The sequence below is a fragment of the Streptomyces sp. NWU339 genome, assembly GCF_003143855.1.
In the GTDB taxonomy this organism is placed as follows: Bacteria; Actinomycetota; Actinomycetes; order Streptomycetales; family Streptomycetaceae; genus Streptomyces.
The window spans coordinates 44143-63960 of record NZ_QFRK01000032.1 but is presented as its reverse complement, the minus strand read 5'-3'; the positions used below and the strand labels follow the sequence as shown (position 1 = coordinate 63960).

At 70.1% G+C, this 19818-nt stretch carries 22 protein-coding genes, 4 tRNA genes and 1 pseudogene; 21 read left to right on the top strand and 6 right to left on the bottom strand.

Going from position 1 to position 19818, the window contains the following annotated elements; all coding sequences use genetic code 11:
* Positions 1-13: 13 nt before the first annotated feature.
* From htpX to DIZ27_RS29825, 4 genes and pseudogenes are all read left to right on the top strand, one after another.
* On the top strand, positions 14-877 hold the full coding sequence (gene htpX / locus DIZ27_RS29840; RefSeq protein ID WP_109381555.1) for a zinc metalloprotease HtpX: 864 nt from the start codon (positions 14-16) through the stop codon (positions 875-877).
* Entirely contained in the window at positions 874-1269 is a 396-nt protein-coding gene (locus DIZ27_RS29835; protein ID WP_109381554.1) for a YccF domain-containing protein, read from the top strand. The genes htpX and DIZ27_RS29835 overlap by 4 nt, the downstream gene beginning before the upstream one ends.
* Before the next feature lie 310 nt (positions 1270-1579).
* A pseudogene (locus tag DIZ27_RS29830) lies at positions 1580-2728 on the top strand (RNA-guided endonuclease InsQ/TnpB family protein); the annotation flags it as partial.
* 237 nt (positions 2729-2965) lie between these two features.
* Positions 2966-3532 carry an SMI1/KNR4 family protein gene (locus tag DIZ27_RS29825; RefSeq protein ID WP_109381568.1) on the top strand — a complete coding sequence of 189 codons (567 nt, stop codon included), beginning with the start codon at positions 2966-2968 and terminating at the stop codon, positions 3530-3532.
* Between the two features lie 77 nt (positions 3533-3609).
* Here the strand turns inward: DIZ27_RS29825 and DIZ27_RS29820 are convergent, their stop codons facing one another.
* Positions 3610-4869: an APC family permease gene (locus DIZ27_RS29820; protein ID WP_109381553.1), complete on the bottom strand. Its 1260-nt coding sequence runs from the start codon at positions 4867-4869 to the stop codon at positions 3610-3612.
* A gap of 137 nt (positions 4870-5006) precedes the next feature.
* Between DIZ27_RS29820 and DIZ27_RS29815 the strand changes: the two genes are divergently transcribed.
* Positions 5007-5273 carry a GlsB/YeaQ/YmgE family stress response membrane protein gene (locus DIZ27_RS29815; protein WP_109381552.1) on the top strand — a complete coding sequence of 89 codons (267 nt, stop codon included), beginning with the start codon at positions 5007-5009 and terminating at the stop codon, positions 5271-5273.
* A gap of 151 nt (positions 5274-5424) precedes the next feature.
* Here the strand turns inward: DIZ27_RS29815 and DIZ27_RS29810 are convergent, their stop codons facing one another.
* Positions 5425-5913 carry a YajQ family cyclic di-GMP-binding protein gene (locus DIZ27_RS29810; RefSeq protein ID WP_109381551.1) on the bottom strand — a complete coding sequence of 163 codons (489 nt, stop codon included), beginning with the start codon at positions 5911-5913 and terminating at the stop codon, positions 5425-5427.
* 253 nt (positions 5914-6166) lie between these two features.
* Between DIZ27_RS29810 and DIZ27_RS29805 the strand changes: the two genes are divergently transcribed.
* Positions 6167-6248, top strand: a tRNA-Tyr gene (locus DIZ27_RS29805).
* 98 nt (positions 6249-6346) lie between these two features.
* On the top strand, positions 6347-6559 hold the full coding sequence (locus DIZ27_RS29800) for a hypothetical protein (RefSeq protein WP_109381550.1): 213 nt from the start codon (positions 6347-6349) through the stop codon (positions 6557-6559).
* Between the two features lie 41 nt (positions 6560-6600).
* Here the strand turns inward: DIZ27_RS29800 and DIZ27_RS29795 are convergent, their stop codons facing one another.
* Both DIZ27_RS29795 and DIZ27_RS29790 read right to left on the bottom strand, forming a co-directional pair.
* Complete coding sequence (locus DIZ27_RS29795; RefSeq protein WP_109381549.1) at positions 6601-7257, bottom strand: NAD(P)H-binding protein; 657 nt, start codon at positions 7255-7257, stop codon at positions 6601-6603.
* 87 nt (positions 7258-7344) lie between these two features.
* The gene (locus tag DIZ27_RS29790) at positions 7345-8622 is read right to left on the bottom strand and encodes an amidohydrolase family protein (protein WP_109381548.1); all 1278 of its coding nucleotides are present in this window, start codon (positions 8620-8622) and stop codon (positions 7345-7347) included.
* Positions 8623-8862: 240 nt separating this feature from the next.
* Here DIZ27_RS29790 and DIZ27_RS29785 point away from each other — a divergent pair.
* The 9 genes from DIZ27_RS29785 (at position 8863) to DIZ27_RS29745 (ending at position 14184) form a co-directional block, all read left to right on the top strand.
* Positions 8863-8935, top strand: a tRNA-Thr gene (locus tag DIZ27_RS29785).
* 46 nt (positions 8936-8981) lie between these two features.
* A tRNA-Met gene (locus tag DIZ27_RS29780) sits at positions 8982-9054 on the top strand.
* Positions 9055-9141: 87 nt separating this feature from the next.
* A complete protein-coding gene (rpmG, locus tag DIZ27_RS29775; RefSeq protein WP_003948671.1) occupies positions 9142-9306 on the top strand; it encodes a 50S ribosomal protein L33 in 165 nt (54 codons plus the stop codon).
* Positions 9307-9436: 130 nt separating this feature from the next.
* Complete coding sequence (locus tag DIZ27_RS29770) at positions 9437-9889, top strand: MaoC family dehydratase N-terminal domain-containing protein (RefSeq protein ID WP_109381547.1); 453 nt, start codon at positions 9437-9439, stop codon at positions 9887-9889.
* An 8-nt stretch (positions 9890-9897) separates the two neighbouring features.
* Positions 9898-10332: a MaoC family dehydratase gene (locus DIZ27_RS29765; protein ID WP_109381567.1), complete on the top strand. Its 435-nt coding sequence runs from the start codon at positions 9898-9900 to the stop codon at positions 10330-10332.
* Positions 10333-10514: 182 nt separating this feature from the next.
* Positions 10515-11084, top strand: coding sequence for a TetR/AcrR family transcriptional regulator (locus DIZ27_RS29760; RefSeq protein WP_181383747.1), 570 nt, complete (start codon positions 10515-10517; stop codon positions 11082-11084).
* A gap of 92 nt (positions 11085-11176) precedes the next feature.
* Positions 11177-12619: an MFS transporter gene (locus DIZ27_RS29755; RefSeq protein ID WP_109381545.1), complete on the top strand. Its 1443-nt coding sequence runs from the start codon at positions 11177-11179 to the stop codon at positions 12617-12619.
* A gap of 54 nt (positions 12620-12673) precedes the next feature.
* Positions 12674-13054, top strand: a complete 381-nt coding sequence (locus DIZ27_RS29750) for a DUF3291 domain-containing protein (protein WP_109381544.1) — start codon at positions 12674-12676, stop codon at positions 13052-13054.
* A gap of 74 nt (positions 13055-13128) precedes the next feature.
* Positions 13129-14184: a UDP-N-acetylmuramate dehydrogenase gene (locus DIZ27_RS29745; protein ID WP_109381543.1), complete on the top strand. Its 1056-nt coding sequence runs from the start codon at positions 13129-13131 to the stop codon at positions 14182-14184.
* 43 nt (positions 14185-14227) lie between these two features.
* Here the strand turns inward: DIZ27_RS29745 and DIZ27_RS29740 are convergent, their stop codons facing one another.
* Positions 14228-15268, bottom strand: coding sequence for an adenosine deaminase (locus DIZ27_RS29740; RefSeq protein ID WP_109381542.1), 1041 nt, complete (start codon positions 15266-15268; stop codon positions 14228-14230).
* A gap of 144 nt (positions 15269-15412) precedes the next feature.
* Positions 15413-16639: a pyridoxal phosphate-dependent aminotransferase gene (locus DIZ27_RS29735; RefSeq protein WP_181383746.1), complete on the bottom strand. Its 1227-nt coding sequence runs from the start codon at positions 16637-16639 to the stop codon at positions 15413-15415.
* 270 nt (positions 16640-16909) lie between these two features.
* On the opposite strand from DIZ27_RS29735, the gene DIZ27_RS29730 reads away from it, so the two are divergent.
* The 5 genes from DIZ27_RS29730 to rplA all read left to right on the top strand — a co-directional run bounded on the left by DIZ27_RS29730 (position 16910) and on the right by rplA (position 19730).
* A tRNA-Trp gene (locus tag DIZ27_RS29730) sits at positions 16910-16982 on the top strand.
* Between the two features lie 108 nt (positions 16983-17090).
* Complete coding sequence (secE, locus tag DIZ27_RS29725) at positions 17091-17378, top strand: preprotein translocase subunit SecE (protein WP_109381540.1); 288 nt, start codon at positions 17091-17093, stop codon at positions 17376-17378.
* An 81-nt stretch (positions 17379-17459) separates the two neighbouring features.
* Complete coding sequence (nusG, locus tag DIZ27_RS29720; RefSeq protein WP_109381539.1) at positions 17460-18278, top strand: transcription termination/antitermination protein NusG; 819 nt, start codon at positions 17460-17462, stop codon at positions 18276-18278.
* Between the two features lie 207 nt (positions 18279-18485).
* A complete protein-coding gene (rplK, locus tag DIZ27_RS29715; protein WP_006130605.1) occupies positions 18486-18920 on the top strand; it encodes a 50S ribosomal protein L11 in 435 nt (144 codons plus the stop codon).
* 84 nt (positions 18921-19004) lie between these two features.
* A complete protein-coding gene (gene rplA / locus DIZ27_RS29710; protein WP_109381538.1) occupies positions 19005-19730 on the top strand; it encodes a 50S ribosomal protein L1 in 726 nt (241 codons plus the stop codon).
* Positions 19731-19818: the final 88 nt, after the last annotated feature.

The window sequence follows — 19818 nt, the reverse complement described above, 5'->3', positions numbered from 1 at the left end:
TGGAGGACGCAGCGTGCACCGCCGGCACAACGGGCTCAGGACCGCGGTTCTCCTCGGGGGACTGTCCGCGCTCATCATCGTCATCGGCAGCTTCTTCGGCCGCATGGGGCTCGTTGTCGCCGTCGTGATCGCCCTGGGCACCAACGCCTACGCGTACTGGAACAGCGACAAGCTCGCCTTGCGAGCGATGCGCGCCCGCCCGGTGAGCGAGTTCGAGGCCCCGGGGCTGTACCGCATGGTCCGCGAGCTCTCCACCCAGGCCCGCCAGCCCATGCCACGCCTGTACATCTCCCCGACCGAGGCGCCGAACGCGTTCGCCACCGGCCGCAACCCGCGCAACGCCGCCGTGTGCTGCACCGAAGGCATCCTGCGCCTGCTGGACGAGCGTGAACTGCGCGGCGTCATCGGCCACGAACTCAGCCACGTCCACAACCGCGACATCCTGATCTCCTCGGTCGCCGGAGCCCTGGCCTCCGTGATCATGTTCCTGGTCAACTTCGCCTGGCTGATCCCCATCGGCCGCTCCGACGACGACGACGGCCCCGGCCTCCTCGGCATGCTGCTGATCATGATCCTGGGCCCGCTCGCCGCCTCCCTCATCCAACTGGCCATCAGCCGCTCCAGAGAGTACGAGGCCGACGCCTCCGGCGCCCAGCTGACCGGTGACCCCCTCGCCCTCGCCAGCGCACTGCGCAAACTGGAACTGGGCACCAAACAGCTTCCCCTGCCGCCCGAGCCCCGCATCGAGACGGCCAGCCACATGATGATCGCGAACCCGTTCCGCCCGGGGCAGGGAATCACGAAGATGTTCTCCACCCATCCGCCCATGACCGAACGCATCGCCCGACTCGAGAAGATGGCAGGTCGCCCGCAGTGAAGACCATCCTGAACATCATTTGGCTCGTTCTGAGCGGCTTCTGGCTGTTCCTCGCCTACCTGCTTGCGGGCGTCCTCCTGTGCATCACGATCATCGGCATCCCGTTCGGCATCGCCGCTTTCCGGATCGGTGTCTACGCCCTCTGGCCCTTCGGGTACACGGCGGTCGAGCGCCGGGACGCGGGCGCTCCCTCCTGCATCGGGAACGTGCTGTGGCTGGTGCTCGCCGGCTGGTGGCTGGCCCTCGGCCACATCGCCACCGGTATCGCCCTGTGCGTGACGATCATCGGCATCCCGCTGGGCATCGCCAACTTCAAGCTGATCCCCGTCTCGTTGCTCCCGCTGGGCCGCGAGATCGTACGGACCGACCAGCCGTTCTCGGCCCGCCTGTAGAACGGTGGAGCGGTACGGCGGGAGCGCCGGACGAGAAACCGAACCGGATTTCCACCTGGTTTTTGGGCAGGGCGCCCGTTGCTTCGGGGCCGGGGTGGATGTCCGCTTCCACAGGGTGGGTCGGGGAGGCCGCATTTTTTCCGGGTGATGTGGCGTTGTGCCCTCGACGGTGCCAGGGGCAACCTCGGGCAGGTGTGGCGGTCTGGGAGTGAAGGCGTCATTGGCGGATGGTGACGTAGCCGGTCGCTCGTTCGGGTGAGCCTGACCGGATGCGCAGAGCGGGGCGGGTGGCGGGGCTAGGTTCGGCGGCATGTCACGTTTCCGGATGTACCCGACTGCCGCGCAGGAGCAGCGGATGCTGCTGCACTGCGCGCACGCCCGGTACGTGTGGAACCTGACCGTCGAGCAGCACGCGCACTGGCGGCCGGGCCGCAGCTCCGCGCCCGGGTTCGCCGAGCAGTGCCGTCAGCTCACCGAGGCCCGGCGGGACAACGCCTGGCTGCGTGCCGGGAACGCGGAGGTGCAGCAGCAGGCCTTGAAGGACTTCGCCGGGGCCAAGGCCGCCCGGTTCGCTTACGGGTTCGGCGAGCCGACCTGGCGCAGGAAACACGTGCACGAGGGCTTCCGGGTGATCGGCACCGACCGGATCCCGGAGGTCGGGCCGGACGGTTCACCAAAGCTGAACACCAAGACCGGCAGGCAGGTCATGGGCCGGTCGGTGGTGGTGCAGAAGCTCAACCGCCGGTGGGCGCGGGTGAAGGTGCCCGGCTGCGGCTGGGTCCGCTTCCGCCTCACCCGCGCCGGGCTGCCGGTGGCGAAGACGTTCCGGGTCACCTTCCGCAACTACCAGTGGCACATCGCCTTCGCCGTGATCCCCGAACCGGTCGAGGCGCCCGGCACGGACAGCATCGTCGGCATCGACCGGGGCGTGACGATCACCGCCGCCTTGTCCGACGGGCAGAAGCTGAACTGCCCGCGGCTCACCACCCGGGAGCGGGCCCGGGTCCGCAAGCACCAGCGCCGCGCGGCCCGCGCCCCGAAGGGCAGTGACCGCAAGCGGGACGAGTACGCGAAGGTGGCCAGGATCAAGGCCCGGGAGGCGGCCAGGCGCAAGGACTGGTGCGAGAAGACCTCGACCGTGCTCGCCCGCACCTACGGCCTGATCCGGTTCGAGAAACTGCACATCACCACTATGACCCGCTCGGCGAAGGGGACCGTCGGACAGCCGGGCACGCGGGTGCGGCAGAAGGCCGGGCTGAACCGGGTGATCCTCGCCCAGGGCTGGGGCCTGCTGCGCCGTCGCACGCAGGACAAGGCCCCGGGCCGGGTCGAGGACGTGCCCGCCCCGTACACCTCGTTGCGGTGCAGTGCCTGCGGCTGGATCGAGAAGGACTCGCGCAAGAGCCAAGCCGAGTTCGTCTGCATTTCCTGCGGGTTCGGCTGCAACGCGGATGAGAACGCAGCGGTCAACGCCGCGGCAGGACAGGGCGGGATACCCCGCCCCCGGCGGGCAGCCGGTGCCGGAGGGGTGACAGCGGCCACCGGCCGTTCGAGCGCCCGTGAACCTCAACCCATCCGGGTTGGAATCCCCCTCCTTAGGAGGGGGAGGATGTCAAATAGGAGGGGGAGGATGTCAAAACCCGGAGGTTGTCCACAGGCCGCCCCGGATGTCAGTGCCGGCCCCCATGATGAACGCATGACCGAGCACGAGCAGTTGCTGACACAAGTGGCGGCCAAGGCCCGCGAGACCCGCCCGTGGGGCCGGCCCACCCTCCCCGAGCCCGTGGACGCGGTCATACTGGCCCGAGCCGAAGCCGCCCTCGGATTCGAGCTGCCCCCACTGCTCGCCGAACTCTACCTACGGACGGCGGACGGCGGATTCGGCCCCGAGTACGGCCTGCTGCCCCTGCTCGAAGGCCCGCCGTCCGACGAACCCGCCGCCGTGGCCCAGTACCTGGCCAACCGCGAGAGCGGCCGCGAGGATCCCGACTGGCCCTGGCCCGAGGGCGTGCTGCCGATATCCCACTGGGGCTGCGGGATGTACGCGTGTGTGGACTGCCGTTCCCCGCAGGCCACCGTCCTCCTCTTCGAGCCCAATGCGGACGACCCCGACCATGCCTGGTTCGTCGATGCCCCGGGCCTCGCGGACTGGCTCCGCTCCTGGATCGACGGCACGGGCTGGTACGAGGAGGAGAACGAGGGGACGGACCTCGCCCTGTGGGCCGACTACTCCCACCGTGTGACGGCGGCGCACACGTCCTGAGCGACTCCGGCCGACCGCGGGGCGGTGGTCACTGCTCTACTCGCTGTACTCGCTGTACCCGCCCTGCTCGTGGTGCCCTACCGCCCGGAGGCCTCCCACCCACGCCACCGCCGCACCCCGTAGGCCGCCGCACCCAACGCCAGCACTCCCGCGCCGACGGCCACGGAGACCCCGGGCAGTGAGAACGCCAGGACCAGGCACCCGGCCAGTCCGAGAGCAGGCAGCACTCGGGCCGCCGGCTCCGGCCGAAGAGTCCAGGCCGACGCGTTGGCCACCGCGTAGTACGCCAGCACCCCGAAGGAGGAGAACCCGATCGCACCCCGCAGATCCACCGTCACGGCCAGGACGGCGACCACCACCCCCACGGCCAGCTCCGCCCGGTGCGGCACCTGGAACCGAGGATGGACGGCGGCCAGGGCGCCCGGCAGATGCCGGTCCCGGGCCATGGCCAGTGTGGTCCGCGAGACGCCCAGGATCAGGGCGAGCAGCGACCCCAGTGCGGCCGCGGCCGCCCCCACCCGCACCACCGGCGCCAGTTCCGCGGCCCCGGCCGCCCGCACCGCGTCGGCCAGCGGCGCACCGGCGTCACCCAGTCCCTCCGCCCCCAGCACCGAAAGGACGGCGATCGCGACAGCCACGTACACGACCAGTGCGATACCCAGCGCCAGCGGGATCGCACGCGGGATGGTGCGCGCCGGGTCCCGCACCTCCTCACCGAGGGTCGCGATCCGGGCGTACCCGGCGAAGGCGAAGAACAGCAGGCCGGCCGCCTGGAGCACCCCGCCCACGCCGCCCGACGCCCCGACGGTCAGGCGCCCGGCATTGGCCTGCCCCGAAGTCAGGGACACGACGACCACGAAAGCGAGGACAGCCAGGACCACGGTCACGATCACCCGGGTCAGCCACGCCGACTTCTGCACACCGCCGTAGTTCACCGCGGTCAGCGCTACGACGGCGGCGACCGCCACGGCGTGAGCCTGGCCCGGCCAGACGTACGCGCCGACGGTGAGCGCCATCGCCGCGCAGGAGGCGGTCTTCCCGACCACGAACGCCCAGCCCGCGAGATAGCCCCAGAATTCCCCCAGCCGTTCCCGCCCGTAGACGTAGGTGCCGCCGGAGGCCGGATACAGGGCGGCGAGGCGGGCCGACGACGTGGCGTTGCAGTAGGCGACCACGGCGGCGAGCGCGAGCCCGAGGAGCAACCCGGATCCGGCTGCCTGTGCGGCGGGCGCCAGGGCGGCGAAGATCCCGGCCCCCACCATGGAGCCGAGACCGATGACGACGGCGTCGCCCACGCCGAGTGTGCGGCGCAGTTCGGAACCGGAGCGGGTGGTCATGGGGCCGCACCCTACTGACCACAGCAACCGTCACATGTATGCGCGTCGTCCTACGTACCAAGACAGCACGAACACCTGGACCGGAAGCACCGGTCGGGGCAGGTGAGAGCACGGCGCGAAAGGGCAGGGTTCACGGTATGACGATCATCAGCTGGATCATTCTGGGACTGTTGGCCGGAGCGATCGCGAAGTTCCTGCTGCCGGGTCGCGATCCGGGCGGCTTCATCGGCACGACCCTGATCGGCGTCGCCGGTGCGTTCATCGGTGGCTGGATATCGGCCCGTTGGCTCGACCACCCGATCACCAAGGACTTCTACGACGGCGCCACCTGGGCCGCCGCGATCGGCGGATCACTGGTCCTCCTGGTCGCGTACCGCCTCCTGTTCGGCCACTCACGCAACTGACCGCGCTCCGGAATCCCGGCCGACGGACGAGGAGGGCGGGCGCACCGAGGCGCCCGCCCTCCTCACACACGCGGTGCGCGAGGCGCACGCGTCGACCACGGACGTCACCGGCGAGAGCCCGCACCCATCCCCACGCCCATGGCCCTTCCGCCTAGCGGTAGTTGACGAACTGCAGGGCGAAGTCGAAGTCCTGCCCCTTGAGCAGGGCGATGACGGCCTGCAGGTCGTCACGGCTCTTGGAGCTGACCCGCAGTTCCTCGCCCTGCACCTGGGCCTTCACACCCTTGGGGCCCTCGTCGCGGATGAGCTTCGCCACCTTCTTCGCGTTCTCCTGGGAGATGCCCTCCTGGATCGACGCGAAGATCTTGTACTCCTTGCCCGAGAGCTGCGGCTCGCCGGCGTCCAGGGCCTTCAGCGAGATGCCCCGCTTGATCAGCTTGGACTGGAAGACGTCGAGGACAGCCTTCACCCGGTCCTCGGAGTTCGCCTCCAGGAGGATCTTCTCCCCGGACCACGAGATCGAGGCACCCACGCCCTTGAAGTCGTAGCGCTGCGAGATCTCCTTGGCGGCCTGGTTGAGGGCGTTGTCGACCTCCTGCCGCTCGACCTTCGAGACGATGTCGAAACTGGAGTCGGCCATGTCCTGTGGCTCCTTGTATCAGGGTCCGTATCGGGCCGCGATCGGGCTGCGACCCGGATGCGTACCGGCTACCGGCATACGTGGGCGGCCCTCGGGCCCGGCATCGGTCCCGGGCCGCCATCCGCACAAGCCTAGTCACCCCCCGGGCCTCCGGGCGGCGATCAATCGGGTGGCGAAGCACCCCTGCTCATCAGGTATCGTTTACGTCGTTGCCACGGAGCGCCACCGCAAGGCGGTTCGGGGCGGCAATCTTGGCGGTGTGCCCGAGCGGCCAAAGGGAGCAGACTGTAAATCTGCCGGCTCAGCCTTCCCAGGTTCGAATCCTGGCGCCGCCACAAGGGGAGACCCCCTCCGGACTGCGGAAACGCGGTGTGGAGGGGGTCTTCGGCTTACGGGGTGTGCTGTGGGGCGAGGGGCGGGGGACACTGGCGCCATGTCGTCCCGTCGTAGGCAGTGCCCCGAGTGCCGTCGTGAGATCGCCGTCGTGGCCGGGCGGTACGCGCGTCACGATCCGCCCGGCGCCCGGGGGAGCGGGGAACTCACCTCGTGCGTGGGGTCCCGTCGACACGCCGGGCTCGGCGCCGAGCAGCCCGCGCTGGACGGGTACGTCGTACCGGATTTCCCGGGACAGATGCCTCTGTTCTAGCCGCCCCGGGAAGCCTTCCAGTGGCTGAGTGGCTGAGTGGCTCAGTTGCCCGCGACCGACTTCACCGCCACCGAGACCGGCACGGACCCGCTGATCAGTTCCAGGGTCAGGCCCGTTGTCGCGGAGTTCTCCACCAGCTCGGCCAGGACGGCGGCCACGTCGTCCCGGGGGACCGGGCCGCGGCCGGTGTGGGCCTCCAGACGGACCAGGCCGGTGCCTGCTTCGTCGGTGAGCATGCCGGGGCGCAGGATCGTCCAGTCGAGGGCGTCCAGACCGCGTACATACGCGTCGGCCTCGCCCTTCGCGCGCTGGTACACGTCGAAGACCTCATCCCCCTCGTGGGCGGGGTCCGCGCCCATGGACGAGACGACCACGAACCGCCGTACGCCCGCACGGACCGCGGCGTCGGCGAAGAGGACCGCCGCGGCCTTGTCCACCGTCTCCTTGCGTGCCGCGCCACTGCCCGGACCGGCGCCCGCGGCGAACACCGCGGCGTCCGCGCCCCGGAGTTGCTCCGCGACCTCCTCCACCGACGCCGACTCCAGGTCGAGTACGACCGGTTCGGCGCCGAGTTGCCGCAGCGCGTCGGCCTGTTCGGGCTTGCGGATGATGCCTGCCGCCTCGTCCCCGCGCGCGGCGAGCAACCGCTCCAGCCGCAGCGCGATCTGACCATGACCACCAGCGATGACAATGCGCATGTCTTCGACCGTACGCCGTGGCGATCGCATCCGCCCGCGACGTACCGAACACGACGTCCTGAACGCGCCGAGCCGAACGCGACGGGTCTACGACGTTTCGCCACGCCCCTGCCGGGGCAGCCCCCGCCCCGGCTCCGCGGGCGGTGTCGTCGTCGAACCGCAGTACTCGCGTACCGCGCTCGTGCGGGTCACCACGCGTCCCCGGTGCACCACGATCCGGCTGTACGCCAGTGACAGAGCCGCCGACAGCCGGTCGCCGCGGACCGCGAGGAGTTCGGCGGGGAAACCCGCCTCCACCCGTACCTCGGGGAGCCCCAGGGCCGCCCGTGCCGAGGTGCTCACCGCGTCGTAGGCGTCCTCGGGGGACAGTCCGTGACGGGAGGCCAGCAGGTACGCCGCCTCCAGCGGGTCGCCTCGGCCGACCGGGTTCGACACGTCCCGCAGGGCGCCGCTCCCGGCCGCCACCCGGACGCCCGCCGCGCGCAGCAGCCGTACGGGAGCCGTGCCCCGACGGTCGACGCCGCCGCAGCCGCCCTGCGGCAGGCACACCACGGTCACCCCGGCCGCCGCCAGTTGGTCCGCGGTCCGCGAGGCCGCTTCGGCGGGCAGCCGTCCGAGGCCGCCGCAGGGGCTGAGCGTCACCCCCGGTCGCAGCCCGCCCGCCATCGCCGCGAGCCGGGCCAGGCGGGCGGGGTCGGCGGTGTCGGTGTGCAGGTCGACCGGGACGCCGTGCTCGGCGGCGACCTCCAGGACCGCCTCCACGTACCCCGTGGGATCGGGGTCGACGTCCGGACAGCCGCCCACCACCGACGCGCCCATCTTCACCGCGTCCCGCAGCATCGCGAGCCCGTCCGCTCCGGCCGCTCCGGTCAGCACGCGCGGCATCGCCGCCGTCGTCAGCTCGGTCAGTCCGCGCAGCGCATGTTCGACCTGCAGCACGGCGGTCAGTGCGCCGAGCCCGGTCACGTCGTCCACGCGCACATGCGCCCGCAGTGCCGTCGCCCCGTGCCCGAGTTGGAGCAGCGCGGCCTCCGTCGCCCGGTGCCGGACGTCCTGGGGCTCGTAGGAGACGGGGCCGTCGGCGTCGGCGGAGAGGGCGGTGTCGGCGTGGCTGTGCGGCTCGACAGGGGCCGGGAGGAGCAGATGGCCGGCGAGATCGACCCGGGTGCCGCCCCCGCGGGCGCCGTCCACGGTCAGACTGCCGGCCGTACCGACCGCCTCGATGCGTCCGCCGCCCAGCCGTACGTCCACGGTCCGGCCGTCGGTGAGCCGCGCGCCGCACAGCAGGAGCGGCTCCGGGGCGGCCGGACCGGAGGGCGACGAGGGCGACGAGGGGGGCGGCGGCTGAGGCCGGCTGTCGGGCATCGCGCTCCTGGGGCTCGGACTGCGCGCGGTCGTCGCAGGATCACACAGAGAGAAGATCACGCAGAGTGAGTCGAGCCTAGGGCGGTGATCCGCCCCTCGCCGGGAGGAGCGCAATAGTCGTACCGGCATGGTCGAGTGGGAACTGCCTCGCTCCCGGGAAGGGTGCGCCACAGGGTGGGACAGGGGCCGCGAAACGGATTTGGGTGAACGGCGGCGGAGCGTGTAATGTCTTCATCGCTCGCCCCAATAGCTCAGTCGGCAGAGCGTCTCCATGGTAAGGAGAAGGTCAACGGTTCGATTCCGTTTTGGGGCTCTGGTGTGTGAGGTTCCCGCCGCGAGGCGGGGCCCGACCGCATCGCAGCGGTGTAGCTCAGTCGGTAGAGCAAGCGGCTCATAATCGCTGTGTCACCGGTTCAAGTCCGGTCACCGCTACACACAGTAGCCGATTGCGGGGTCGGTCCTTCGGTCGGCTACTCTTTCTGTGTTCATTCGTCTATCCGTTCGTCAAGGAGCACTCACGTGGCTGCCACCGACGTCCGCCCGAAGATCACGCTGGCCTGCGTGGAGTGCAAGGAGCGGAACTACATCACCAAGAAGAACCGGCGTAACAACCCGGACCGTCTTGAGATGAAGAAGCACTGCCCGCGTTGCAATGCGCACACCGCGCACCGCGAAACGCGATAAATCAGGCTCGTATGCGAGGCCGTCCCCGTGGTCAGGGGGCGGCCTCGCGTCGTTCTGCTCACCGGCCCACCATGGCCGTACCGGATTCAGGCCGACCAGGGCCGGACCAGACACAGGAGGTGCCGCGCGCATGGCGCTCGACCAGTCCTTCGTGGGGCGGAGCTACCCGCCCACCGATCCCTATGAGGTGGGCCGGGAGAAGATCCGCGAGTTCGCCGAAGCGGTGGGGGACGCCAACCCGGCGTACACGGACGTGGAGGCCGCCAAAGCGCTCGGCCACCCCGATGTGATCGCCCCGCCGACCTTTGTGTTCGCGATCACCTTCAAGGCCGCGGGCGAGGTCGTCGCCGATCCACGGCTCGGTCTGGACTACAGCAGGGTGGTGCACGGCGACCAGAAGTTCGCCTACCGCCGCCCGGTGCGCGCCGGAGACCGGCTCACCGTCACCTCGACCATCGAGGCGATCAAGTCGATGGCGGGCAACGACATCCTGGACATCCGCGGCGAGGTGCACGACGAGGCCGGCGAGCACGTCGTGACCGCCTGGACCAAGTTGGTGGCCCGTGCCGCCGAGGAGGCGTGAGCAGCATCATGACGGCGAAGATCTCCTACGCCGACGTCGAGGTCGGCACCGAGCTGCCCGCACAGACGTTTCCCGTGACCCGGGCCACCCTCGTCCAGTACGCGGGCGCCTCCGGCGACTTCAACCCCATTCACTGGAACGAGAAGTTCGCCAAGGAGGTCGGCCTGCCCGACGTCATCGGGCACGGCATGTTCACCATGGCCGAGGCGATCCGCGTGGTCACCGACTGGGTGGGCGACCCGGGTGCGGTCGTCGAGTACGGCGTTCGCTTCACCAAGCCGGTCGTCGTCCCCAACGACGAGCAGGGCGCCACCATCGAGGTCAGCGGCAAGGTCGCGGTCAAGCTCGACGACCACGATCGCACGGTCCGCGTCGACCTCACGGCGACCAGCGCCGGGCAGAAGGTGCTGGGGATGTCCCGGGCGGTCGTACGGCTCGCCTGACCCGCAGATCCCCAAGCCCCGCAGATCCCCGAGTAAGGGGCGTTCTCCATCGAAAGATCGAGAGATCGAGAGCGCCCCTTGCGTCGTCCTGGGGTGCCCGGTGCCAGGGGCCCGTCGTTTCGGTCCCTCCAGCCGCGTTTCACCTCTTGACGAAGTTAGTGATTGAGCACTAACTTCATTGCATGGCCAGGATGAGTGCGGAGGAGAGGCGCGAGAGCATCGTCCGCGTGGCGAGCGCCGAGTTCGCCCGCGGCGGTTACCACGGCACATCGACCGAGGCGATCGCCAAGCGGGTCGGTGTCTCGCAGCCGTACCTCTTCCGGCTCTTCCCGGGGAAGAAGGCCATCTTCCTGGCGGCGGCGGAACGCTGCGTGGCGGACACCATCCGCATGTTCACGGAGGCCTCCGAAGGGCTGGCGGGCGAAGAGGCCCTGCATGCCATGGCGAGCGCCTACACGCGGACCATCGCGGAACGCCCCGAGCTGCTGATGATGCAGATGCAGATGTACCTCGCGGTGGCGGCCGCCGAGCAGGAGGGTGATCACGAGTTCGGCGAGACGGTGCGCGCCGGCTGGCTGCGGCTGTGGGACGTCGTCCACCTCGCGCTGGGGGCGGATGTCGGCGGGACGACGGACTTCATGGCGCACGGCATGCTCATCAACTGCCTGGCAGCCATGGGGTTCCCGGCCGGGCACCGGGTCTGGGAAGGGCTCGATCTGTCGGCACGGCTCGAGGACGCGCCGGAACAGTAGCGGAGGGGAGAAGGGCGGGATGTCGACGCCCTTTTTTCATGAACATGAAAGTTAGTCATCAATAACTAACAGCATCATCTCCTGGGGGAGCGATGACACAACAGACCACCGCACGCGGCGGGTCGGCCGTCTGGGCCCTCGTCATCACCGGCGTCGCCGGCTTCATGGCGGCCCTCGACAACCTCGTCGTCACCACCGCACTGCCCTCCATCCGCGAGGACCTGGGCGGCGCCCTGCACGACCTGGAATGGACCGTGAGCGCCTACACGCTCACCTTCGCCGTCCTGCTGATGTTCGGCGCGGCCCTCGGCGACCGCTTCGGCCGCCGCCGGCTCTTCATCGCCGGAATCACCGTCTTCACCGCGGCCTCCGCCGCAGCGGCCATGGCACCCGGCATCGACTCCCTGATCGCCGCCCGCGCGGTGCAGGGCGCCGGCGCCGCGGTCATGATGCCCCTCACCCTCACACTGCTCACGGCGGCCGTGCCCGAAGCCCGGCGCGGCATGGCGTACGGCATCTGGGGTGCTGTGCACGGCCTCGCCGTGGCCTCGGGGCCGCTGGTCGGCGGCAGCCTCACCGAGCACATCTCCTGGCAGTGGATCTTCTGGCTGAACGTCCCGCTCGGCCTGGTCCTCATCCCGCTGGCCCGCCTGCGCCTCGCCGAGTCCCACGGCACCGGAGCCCCGCTCGACCTGCCCGGCACCCTGCTCGCCAGCGGCGGACTCTTCGGCATCGTCTACGGCCTGGTCCGCGGGCCCGTCGACGGCTGGACCGGCACCGTCGTCCTGACCGGCCTGTTCACCGGGACGGCGCTGCTCGTCGGCTTCGTCCACTACAGCATCCGGGCCAAGAACCCCATGCTGCCGATGCGGCTGTTCCGCTCCCGCGCCTTCTCCGGCATCAACGCGGCGAGCCTGCTGATGTTCCTCGGCATGTTCGGCTCGATCTTCCTGCTCAGCCAGTACATGCAGGGTGTACTCGGCTACTCGCCCACCGAGGCGGGCCTGAGGATGCTGCCCTGGACCGGCATGCCGATGCTCGTCGCCCCGATCGCCGGCATCCTCTCCGACCGGGTCGGCGGCCGTCCGGTCGTCGCCACGGGACTGTTCCTGCAGGCGCTCGGTCTCGCCCACCTCGCGGTGGTGGCGACAGTCGACGCCTCCTACACCGCCCAGCTGCCCGCCCTGGTCATCAGCGGCATCGGCATGGCGCTGTACTTCGCCCCGGCCGCCAACCTGGTGATGTCCAGTGTCCACCCGAAGGAGCAGGGCATCGCCTCCGGAGCCAACAACGCCCTGCGCGAGGTGGGCGGCGCACTCGGCATCGCGATCATGGCGTCGATCTTCGCGGCCCAGGGCGGCTACGAGTCCGGCCAGGCCTTCGTCGACGGCATGCGGCCGGCGCTGGTCACCGGCGCCGCGGCAGTCGCCCTCGCGGGCATCGCGACCCTGTTCATACCGGCCCGCAGGCCCACCGCTCCCCGCCCGCCCTCGGCCGCTCCGACGCCGGAGACGGCGCTGGAAACGGTCTCCTGAACGCCTCGAAGCGCCACTCACCCGTGCACACTCCCACCACGGAAGGACCCGGGCATGCCCACCCTCCCCTGGACCGTCCCGAACACCCCGCCGCCCCACACCGAAGTGCACGTCTTCGCCTCCCGCTTCGAGACCCGCACCCTCTGGGGAGCCCTGCGCTTCCTCCTCAGGACGCCCGGCGTGTGGCGGCAGGTCAGCAGGGCTCCCGGCGCGTACGGAGCCTCTTTGAAGGCGGAGCCGCTGCGCCGGACCTTCTGGACCCTGTCCGCCTGGGAGTCCAAGAAGGCCCTCGGCGAGTTCGCCCGTACCGGCCCGCACGGGCCGACCGCCCGAGGGCTCGCCGTGCAGATGCGCGACGCCGAGTTCGCCGGCTGGACCGTGAAGAGCGAGGACCTCCCCGTCGACTGGCCCGAGGTGCGACGCCGCCTCTCCTGAAAGCCCGCGTGCGGAGGCACGCGCGCGTACCGCCCCCGCCGGCCCGCCCCGGCGGGGGCCTTAGTCTTGAGCCCGTGCAGGAACTCCACGACGCGCCCCTCGCCCCGCTGACCACGTTCCGCCTGGGCGGACCCGCGACCAGGCTGGTCACCGCGACGACCGACGACGAGGTGATCGCCGTCGTCCGCCAGGCCGACGCCGACGGCACGCCCCTGCTGCTCATCGGCGGCGGCTCGAACCTGGTCGTCGGCGACAAGGGCTTCGACGGCACCGCGCTCGTCATCGCCACCCAGGGCGTCACCCTCGACGGCACCCACCTGGAACTGGCGGCGGGCGAGGTGTGGACCGACGCCGTCGCCCGCACCGTGGAGGCAGGCCTGGCCGGCATCGAATGCCTGGCCGGCATCCCGGGCTCGGCGGGCGCGACCCCGATCCAGAACGTCGGCGCGTACGGCCAGGAGGTCTCCTCCACGATCACCGAGGTGGTCGCCTACGACCGCACCACCGGTGAGACGGTCACCCTGGCCAACGAGGAGTGCGCCTTCTCCTACCGCCACAGTCGCTTCAAGGCCGACCCCGAGCGCTACGTCGTCCTGCGGGTCCGCTTCGACCTGGAGGACGCCGGCGGTCTCTCCGGCCCGGTGAAGTACGCCGAGACGGCCCGCGCCCTCGGCGTGGAACAGGGCGACCGCGTCCCCCTGGCCGCGGCCCGCGAGACGGTGCTGGGGCTCCGCGCGGGCAAGGGCATGGTCCTGGACCCCGAGGACCACGACACCTGGTCGGCCGGCTCCTTCTTCACCAACCCCATCCTGACCACCGCGGAGTTCACGGCCTTCCGGACCCGGGCGCGACAGCTCCTCGGGCCCGACACGGAGCCCCCCGCGTACCCCGCGGGCGAGGGCCACACCAAGACCTCTGCCGCCTGGCTGATCGACAAGGCCGGCTTCACCAAGGGCTACGGCGACGGCCCGGCCCGCATCTCCACCAAGCACACCCTCGCCCTCACCAACCGCGGCGACGCGACCACCGAGGACCTCCTGGCCCTCGCCCGCGAGGTCGTGGCCGGCGTCCACCGGACCTTCGGCATCATCCTCACCAACGAGCCGGTGACCGTGGGCGTCACCCTCTGACCGACGGCCCTTCCGCCGACGCGCCGACGTGCTTACGACGCCCTTACGCCCCCGGCCCCACCAGCCACGCGTCGATCCCCGCCAGCAGCTCCGCCTTGACGTCCTCCGGCGCCACCGACCCCCGCACCGACTGCCGCGCCAGCTCCGCCAGCTCCGCGTCCGTGAACCCGTGGTACCGGCGCGCGATCTCGTACTGCGCCGCCAGCCGCGAGCCGAACAGCAACGGGTCGTCCGCACCCAGCGCGAGCGGCACGCCCGCCTCGAACAGCCGCCGCAACGGCACGTCCCCCGGCTTCTCGTACACCCCCAGCGCCACATTCGACGCCGGGCACACCTCGCAGGTCACCTGCCGGTCCGCGAGCCGCTGCAGCAGCCGCGGGTCCTCCGCCGCCCGCACCCCGTGCCCGATCCGGTCGGCCTCCAGATCGTCCAGGCAGTCCCGCACGGACGCGGGCCCGGTCAGCTCACCCCCGTGCGGCGCCGACAGCAGCCCGCCCTCGCGTGCGATGGCGAACGCCCGGTCGAAGTCGCGGGCCATTCCGCGCCGCTCGTCGTTGGACAGGCCGAACCCGACGACCCCCCGGTCGGCGTACCGCACCGCCAGCCGGGCCAGGGTGCGCGCGTCCAGGTGGTGCTTCATCCGGTTCGCGGCGACCAGCACCCTGATCCCGAGCCCGGTGTCCCGCCGCGCCACGTCCACCGCGTCCAGGATGATCTCCAGTGCCGGAATCAGCCCACCCAGCCGCGGTGCGTACGAGGTGGGGTCCACCTGGATCTCCAGCCAGCCCGAGCCGTCCTTCAGGTCCTCCTCCGCCGCCTCCAGCACCAGCCGGTGGATGTCCTCCGGCTCCCTCAGGCAGGAGCGGGCGGCGTCGTACAGCCGCTGGAACCGGAACCAGCCCCGCTCGTCCGTGGCCCGCAGACTCGGCGGTTCCCCGCTGGTCAGCGCGTCGGTCAGCGTCTCGGGGAGGCGCACGCCGTACTTGTCGGCCAGCTCCAGCACGGTGGCGGGCCGCATCGACCCGGTGAAGTGCAGGTGCAGATGGGCTTTCGGCAGCAGGGAGACATCACGTACACGTTCCATCCCAGGATCGTGCCGCACGCCCCGGCAGCCCCGGTAGCGCTTTCCCTGAACGTGGTCTTGCTCGCACACGAGCCCGAGCGAACGGAAGCGGGCCGCCTCCCGCGATGGGGAAGCGGCCCGCCGAGGCACTCACGGTGCGTGGGTTCAGTCCCGCGCCTCCGACAGCAGCTTCTGGATCCGGCTCACGCCCTCCACCAGGTCCTCGTCGCCCAGCGCGTAGGACAGCCGCAGGTACCCCGGGGTGCCGAAGGCCTCGCCGGGTACGACCGCGACCTCGACCTCCTCCAGGATGAGCGCGGCCAGTTCGACGGAGTTCTGCGGCCGCTTGCCCCGGATCTCCTTGCCGATCAGGGCCTTCACCGACGGGTAGGCGTAGAACGCGCCCTCGGGCTCCGGGCAGACCACGCCGTCGATCTCGTTGAGCATCCGCACGATGGTCCGGCGCCGGCGGTCGAAGGCCTCACGCATCGTGGCGACCGCGTCCAGGGAGCCGGAGACCGCGGCCAGCGCCGCCACCTGTGCGACGTTCGACACGTTCGACGTGGCGTGGGACTGCAGGTTGGTCGCCGCCTTCACGACGTCCTTCGGACCGATGATCCAGCCGACCCGCCAGCCGGTCATCGCGTACGTCTTGGCGACGCCGCTGACCACGATGCACTTGTCCCGCAGCTCGGGCAGGACGGCGGGCAGCGAGGTGAAGGTGGCGTCGCCGTAGACCAGGTGCTCGTAGATCTCGTCGGTCAGCACCCACAGCCCGTGCTCGACCGCCCAGCGGCCGATCGCCTCGGCGTCCTCGGCGCTGTAGACCGCTCCGGTCGGGTTCGAGGGGGAGACGAACAGGACGACCTTGGTCTTCTCCGTCCGCGCGGCTTCCAGCTGCTCCACGCTGACCCGGTAGCCGGTCGTCTCGTCGGCGACGACCTCGACCGGGACACCGCCGGCCAGCCGGATCGACTCCGGGTACGTCGTCCAGTACGGCGCCGGGACGATGACCTCGTCGCCCGGGTCGAGGATCGCGGCGAAGGCCTCGTAGATGGCCTGCTTGCCGCCGTTGGTGACGAGAACCTGGGCGGGGTCCACCTCGTAGCCGGAGTCGCGCAGCGTCTTCGCGGCGATCGCGGCCTTCAGCTCGGGCAGCCCGCCGGCCGGCGTGTACCGGTGGTACTTCGGGTTCCTGCACGCCTCGATGGCGGCGTCGACGATGTAGTCCGGGGTCGGGAAGTCGGGTTCACCGGCGCCGAAGCCGATCACCGGACGTCCGGCGGCCTTGAGGGCCTTGGCCTTGGCGTCCACGGCGAGGGTGGCGGACTCGGAGATCGCACCGATCCGGGCGGAGACCCGGCGCTCGGTGGGAGGGGTTGCAGCGCTCATGAACCCATCGTTCCAGACTGGAAACCCGTCCGGCACGGGGGTTTCACAGACTGAACAGGTACCGGCAAACCGTTGAACACCAGTCCGTATCCGCTCGTCCGGAGTCCCGCGGCCTGGACGATCTTGCATCGGAAGACCCGTCACGGGCGCTTTCTGTTCGACGCCCGGCGCCGGAACACGTACACTCACACCTCGTTGGCCTTCTCCGGCCGCGCTCGCCGGGTGCACACCAAGCATCCGTGTGAATGCGGTACGTTGGGGGACACACAAAGGGTCGTAGCTCAATTGGTAGAGCACTGGTCTCCAAAACCAGCGGTTGGGGGTTCGAGTCCCTCCGGCCCTGCTGCACACGCCTCAGCCAGGATGTGTACGCATGTACGTACAGCAATGCATCGCCGTGCGGCTCATACCGGGCGCGGCACGGCCACGACCCGGAATCAGGTGAGGACGAGTGACGGACGCCGTGGGCTCCATCGACATGCCTGATGCCGAGGACGAGACGCCGGACGCCAGGAAGAAGAACCGCAAGGGCGGCAAGCGGGCCAAGAAGGGCCCACTGAAGCGTCTGGCGCTCTTCTACCGGCAGATCGTGGCGGAGCTTCGCAAGGTTGTCTGGCCGACACGTAACCAGCTGTCGTCGTACACCACCGCAGTGATCATCTTCGTGATCGTCATGATCGGCCTGGTCACCTTGTTCGACTACGGTTTCGGTCACGCCGCCAAGTACGTCTTCGGCTGAGCCGCCAGCGAAGAGCGCCGAGGTACCCGGCGCTCATTTTCGCGTGTTCCACCCCTATGTATCCAGGAAGAAGCAGCCACCGTGTCTGACCCGAACGTGAACGACGCCGTTGAGCCTCGCGGCGAAGGGGCCGAGTCCGTCGAGGACGAGCTCGACGCCGTCGAGGTCGAGGCTGCCGACGCCGCGGACGAGACCGAGGAACTCGGGGAGCCCGGGGAAGCGGCCGACGGGACCGCCGAGGCCGGGGAAGCCGCCGAAGAGGCCGAGGAAGTCGAGGACGTCCGCGACCCGGTCGAGGAGCTCCGCGAGGAACTGCGGACGCTGCCCGGCGAGTGGTACGTCATCCACACCTACGCGGGCTACGAGAACCGGGTGAAGACCAACCTGGAGCAGCGCGCCGTCTCGCTGAACGTCGAGGAGTTCATCTTCCAGGCCGAGGTGCCGCAGGAAGAGGTCGTCCAGATCAAGAACGGCGACCGCAAGACGATCAAGCAGAACAAGCTCCCGGGTTACGTCCTGGTCCGCATGGACCTGACGAACGAGTCCTGGGGCGTCGTCCGCAACACTCCCGGCGTCACCGGCTTCGTGGGCAACGCCTACGACCCGTACCCGCTGACCCTGGACGAGATCGTCAAGATGCTCGCGCCGGAGGCCGAGGAGAAGGCCGCCCGTGAGGCCGCCGAGGCCGAGGGCAAGCCGGTTCCGCAGCGCAAGGTCGAGGTCCAGGTGCTGGACTTCGAGGTCGGCGACTCGGTCACCGTCACCGACGGTCCGTTCGCCACGCTCCAGGCGACCATCAACGAGATCAACCCGGACTCCAAGAAGGTCAAGGGCCTGGTGGAGATCTTCGGCCGCGAGACGCCGGTCGAGCTCTCCTTCGACCAGATCCAGAAGAACTGACCCACCCAGAACCGCCGGCTCTGTCGGCTCCGCTGGGCAGAGTTCAGGACAAATGCTTCCGCGCAGGTCAGGCGAACGCTCAGGCGCCCGCCTGACCTGCTCGGTTTTTGGCCGCACATCCATACCCGCTATCGTTGTGCGGTATGCCTGCGTCCGGGCTGGTCCCGTCGCGCAGGCAGGACCCGAATGGAAAGGACCCGGAGAGCCATGCCTCCCAAGAAGAAGAAGGTCACGGGGCTCATCAAGCTCCAGATCCAGGCCGGTGCCGCCAACCCGGCTCCGCCGGTCGGCCCCGCGCTGGGTCAGCACGGCGTCAACATCATGGAGTTCTGCAAGGCCTACAACGCCGCGACCGAGTCGCAGCGTGGCTGGGTCATCCCGGTGGAGATCACGGTCTACGAGGACCGTTCCTTCACCTTCATCACCAAGACCCCGCCGGCCGCGAAGATGATCCTCAAGGCCGCGGGCGTGGAGAAGGGCTCCGGCGAGCCGCACAAGACCAAGGTCGCGAAGATCACGCGTGACCAGGTCCGCGAGATCGCCACCACCAAGATGCCCGACCTCAACGCCAACGACCTGGACGCCGCCGAGAAGATCATCGCCGGCACCGCCCGTTCCATGGGCGTCACGGTCGAGGGCTGACCTCCACCCCCGCAAGCCAGGCAGAAGTGTGGAAGGGCCCGCTCGGCCCGGACCACGACTCCTAAGAACCCACAGGAGCTTTAAGTGAGCAAGCGCAGCAAGTCTCTCCGCGCTGCGGACGCCAAGATCGACCGGGAGAAGCAGTACGCCCCGCTCGAGGCCGTCCGTCTCGCCAAGGAGACCTCCACGTCCAAGTTCGACGGCACCGTCGAGGTCGCCTTCCGTCTGGGTGTCGACCCGCGCAAGGCCGACCAGATGGTCCGTGGCACCGTGAACCTCCCGCACGGCACCGGCAAGACCGCCCGGGTCCTGGTCTTCGCGACCGGCGACCGTGCCGAGGCCGCGCGTGCCGCGGGCGCCGACATCGTCGGCGCCGACGAACTGATCGACGAGGTGTCGAAGGGCCGTCTGGACTTCGACGCCGTCGTCGCCACCCCGGACCTCATGGGCAAGGTCGGCCGCCTCGGCCGCGTGCTCGGTCCCCGTGGTCTCATGCCGAACCCCAAGACCGGCACCGTGACCCCGGACGTCACCAAGGCTGTCAACGACATCAAGGGTGGCAAGATCGAGTTCCGCGTCGACAAGCACTCGAACCTGCACTTCATCATCGGCAAGACGTCCTTCGACGAGACCAAGCTGGTGGAGAACTACGGCGCCGCGCTGGACGAGATCCTCCGTCTGAAGCCGTCCGCCGCGAAGGGCCGCTACATCAAGAAGGCCTCGATGACGACCACGATGGGCCCGGGCATTCCGCTCGACCCGAACCGCACCCGCAACCTCCTCGTCGAGGAGGACCCGGCGGCGGTCTGAGCCTGAGGGCTCGTCCCGACCGGTCACGGGCCCCGGGCCCGCAGCATCCCTGCTGCGGGCCCGGGGCCCGTTCCGGTTCCGGCACGTG

Coding starts and splice junctions, on each gene's coding strand:
- DIZ27_RS29825 (WP_109381568.1), top strand. CDS start 2,966: ATGACCGAGCACGAGCAGTTGCTGACACAAGTGGCGGCCAAGGCCCGC.
- DIZ27_RS29820 (WP_109381553.1), bottom strand. CDS start 4,869: ATGACCACCCGCTCCGGTTCCGAACTGCGCCGCACACTCGGCGTGGGC.
- DIZ27_RS29815 (WP_109381552.1), top strand. CDS start 5,007: ATGACGATCATCAGCTGGATCATTCTGGGACTGTTGGCCGGAGCGATC.
- DIZ27_RS29810 (WP_109381551.1), bottom strand. CDS start 5,913: ATGGCCGACTCCAGTTTCGACATCGTCTCGAAGGTCGAGCGGCAGGAG.
- DIZ27_RS29800 (WP_109381550.1), top strand. CDS start 6,347: ATGTCGTCCCGTCGTAGGCAGTGCCCCGAGTGCCGTCGTGAGATCGCC.
- DIZ27_RS29795 (WP_109381549.1), bottom strand. CDS start 7,257: ATGCGCATTGTCATCGCTGGTGGTCATGGTCAGATCGCGCTGCGGCTG.
- DIZ27_RS29790 (WP_109381548.1), bottom strand. CDS start 8,622: ATGCCCGACAGCCGGCCTCAGCCGCCGCCCCCCTCGTCGCCCTCGTCG.
- DIZ27_RS29770 (WP_109381547.1), top strand. CDS start 9,437: ATGGCGCTCGACCAGTCCTTCGTGGGGCGGAGCTACCCGCCCACCGAT.
- DIZ27_RS29765 (WP_109381567.1), top strand. CDS start 9,898: ATGACGGCGAAGATCTCCTACGCCGACGTCGAGGTCGGCACCGAGCTG.
- DIZ27_RS29760 (WP_181383747.1), top strand. CDS start 10,515: ATGGCCAGGATGAGTGCGGAGGAGAGGCGCGAGAGCATCGTCCGCGTG.
- DIZ27_RS29755 (WP_109381545.1), top strand. CDS start 11,177: ATGACACAACAGACCACCGCACGCGGCGGGTCGGCCGTCTGGGCCCTC.
- DIZ27_RS29750 (WP_109381544.1), top strand. CDS start 12,674: ATGCCCACCCTCCCCTGGACCGTCCCGAACACCCCGCCGCCCCACACC.
- DIZ27_RS29740 (WP_109381542.1), bottom strand. CDS start 15,268: ATGGAACGTGTACGTGATGTCTCCCTGCTGCCGAAAGCCCATCTGCAC.
- DIZ27_RS29735 (WP_181383746.1), bottom strand. CDS start 16,639: ATGAGCGCTGCAACCCCTCCCACCGAGCGCCGGGTCTCCGCCCGGATC.
- rplK (WP_006130605.1), top strand. CDS start 18,486: ATGCCTCCCAAGAAGAAGAAGGTCACGGGGCTCATCAAGCTCCAGATC.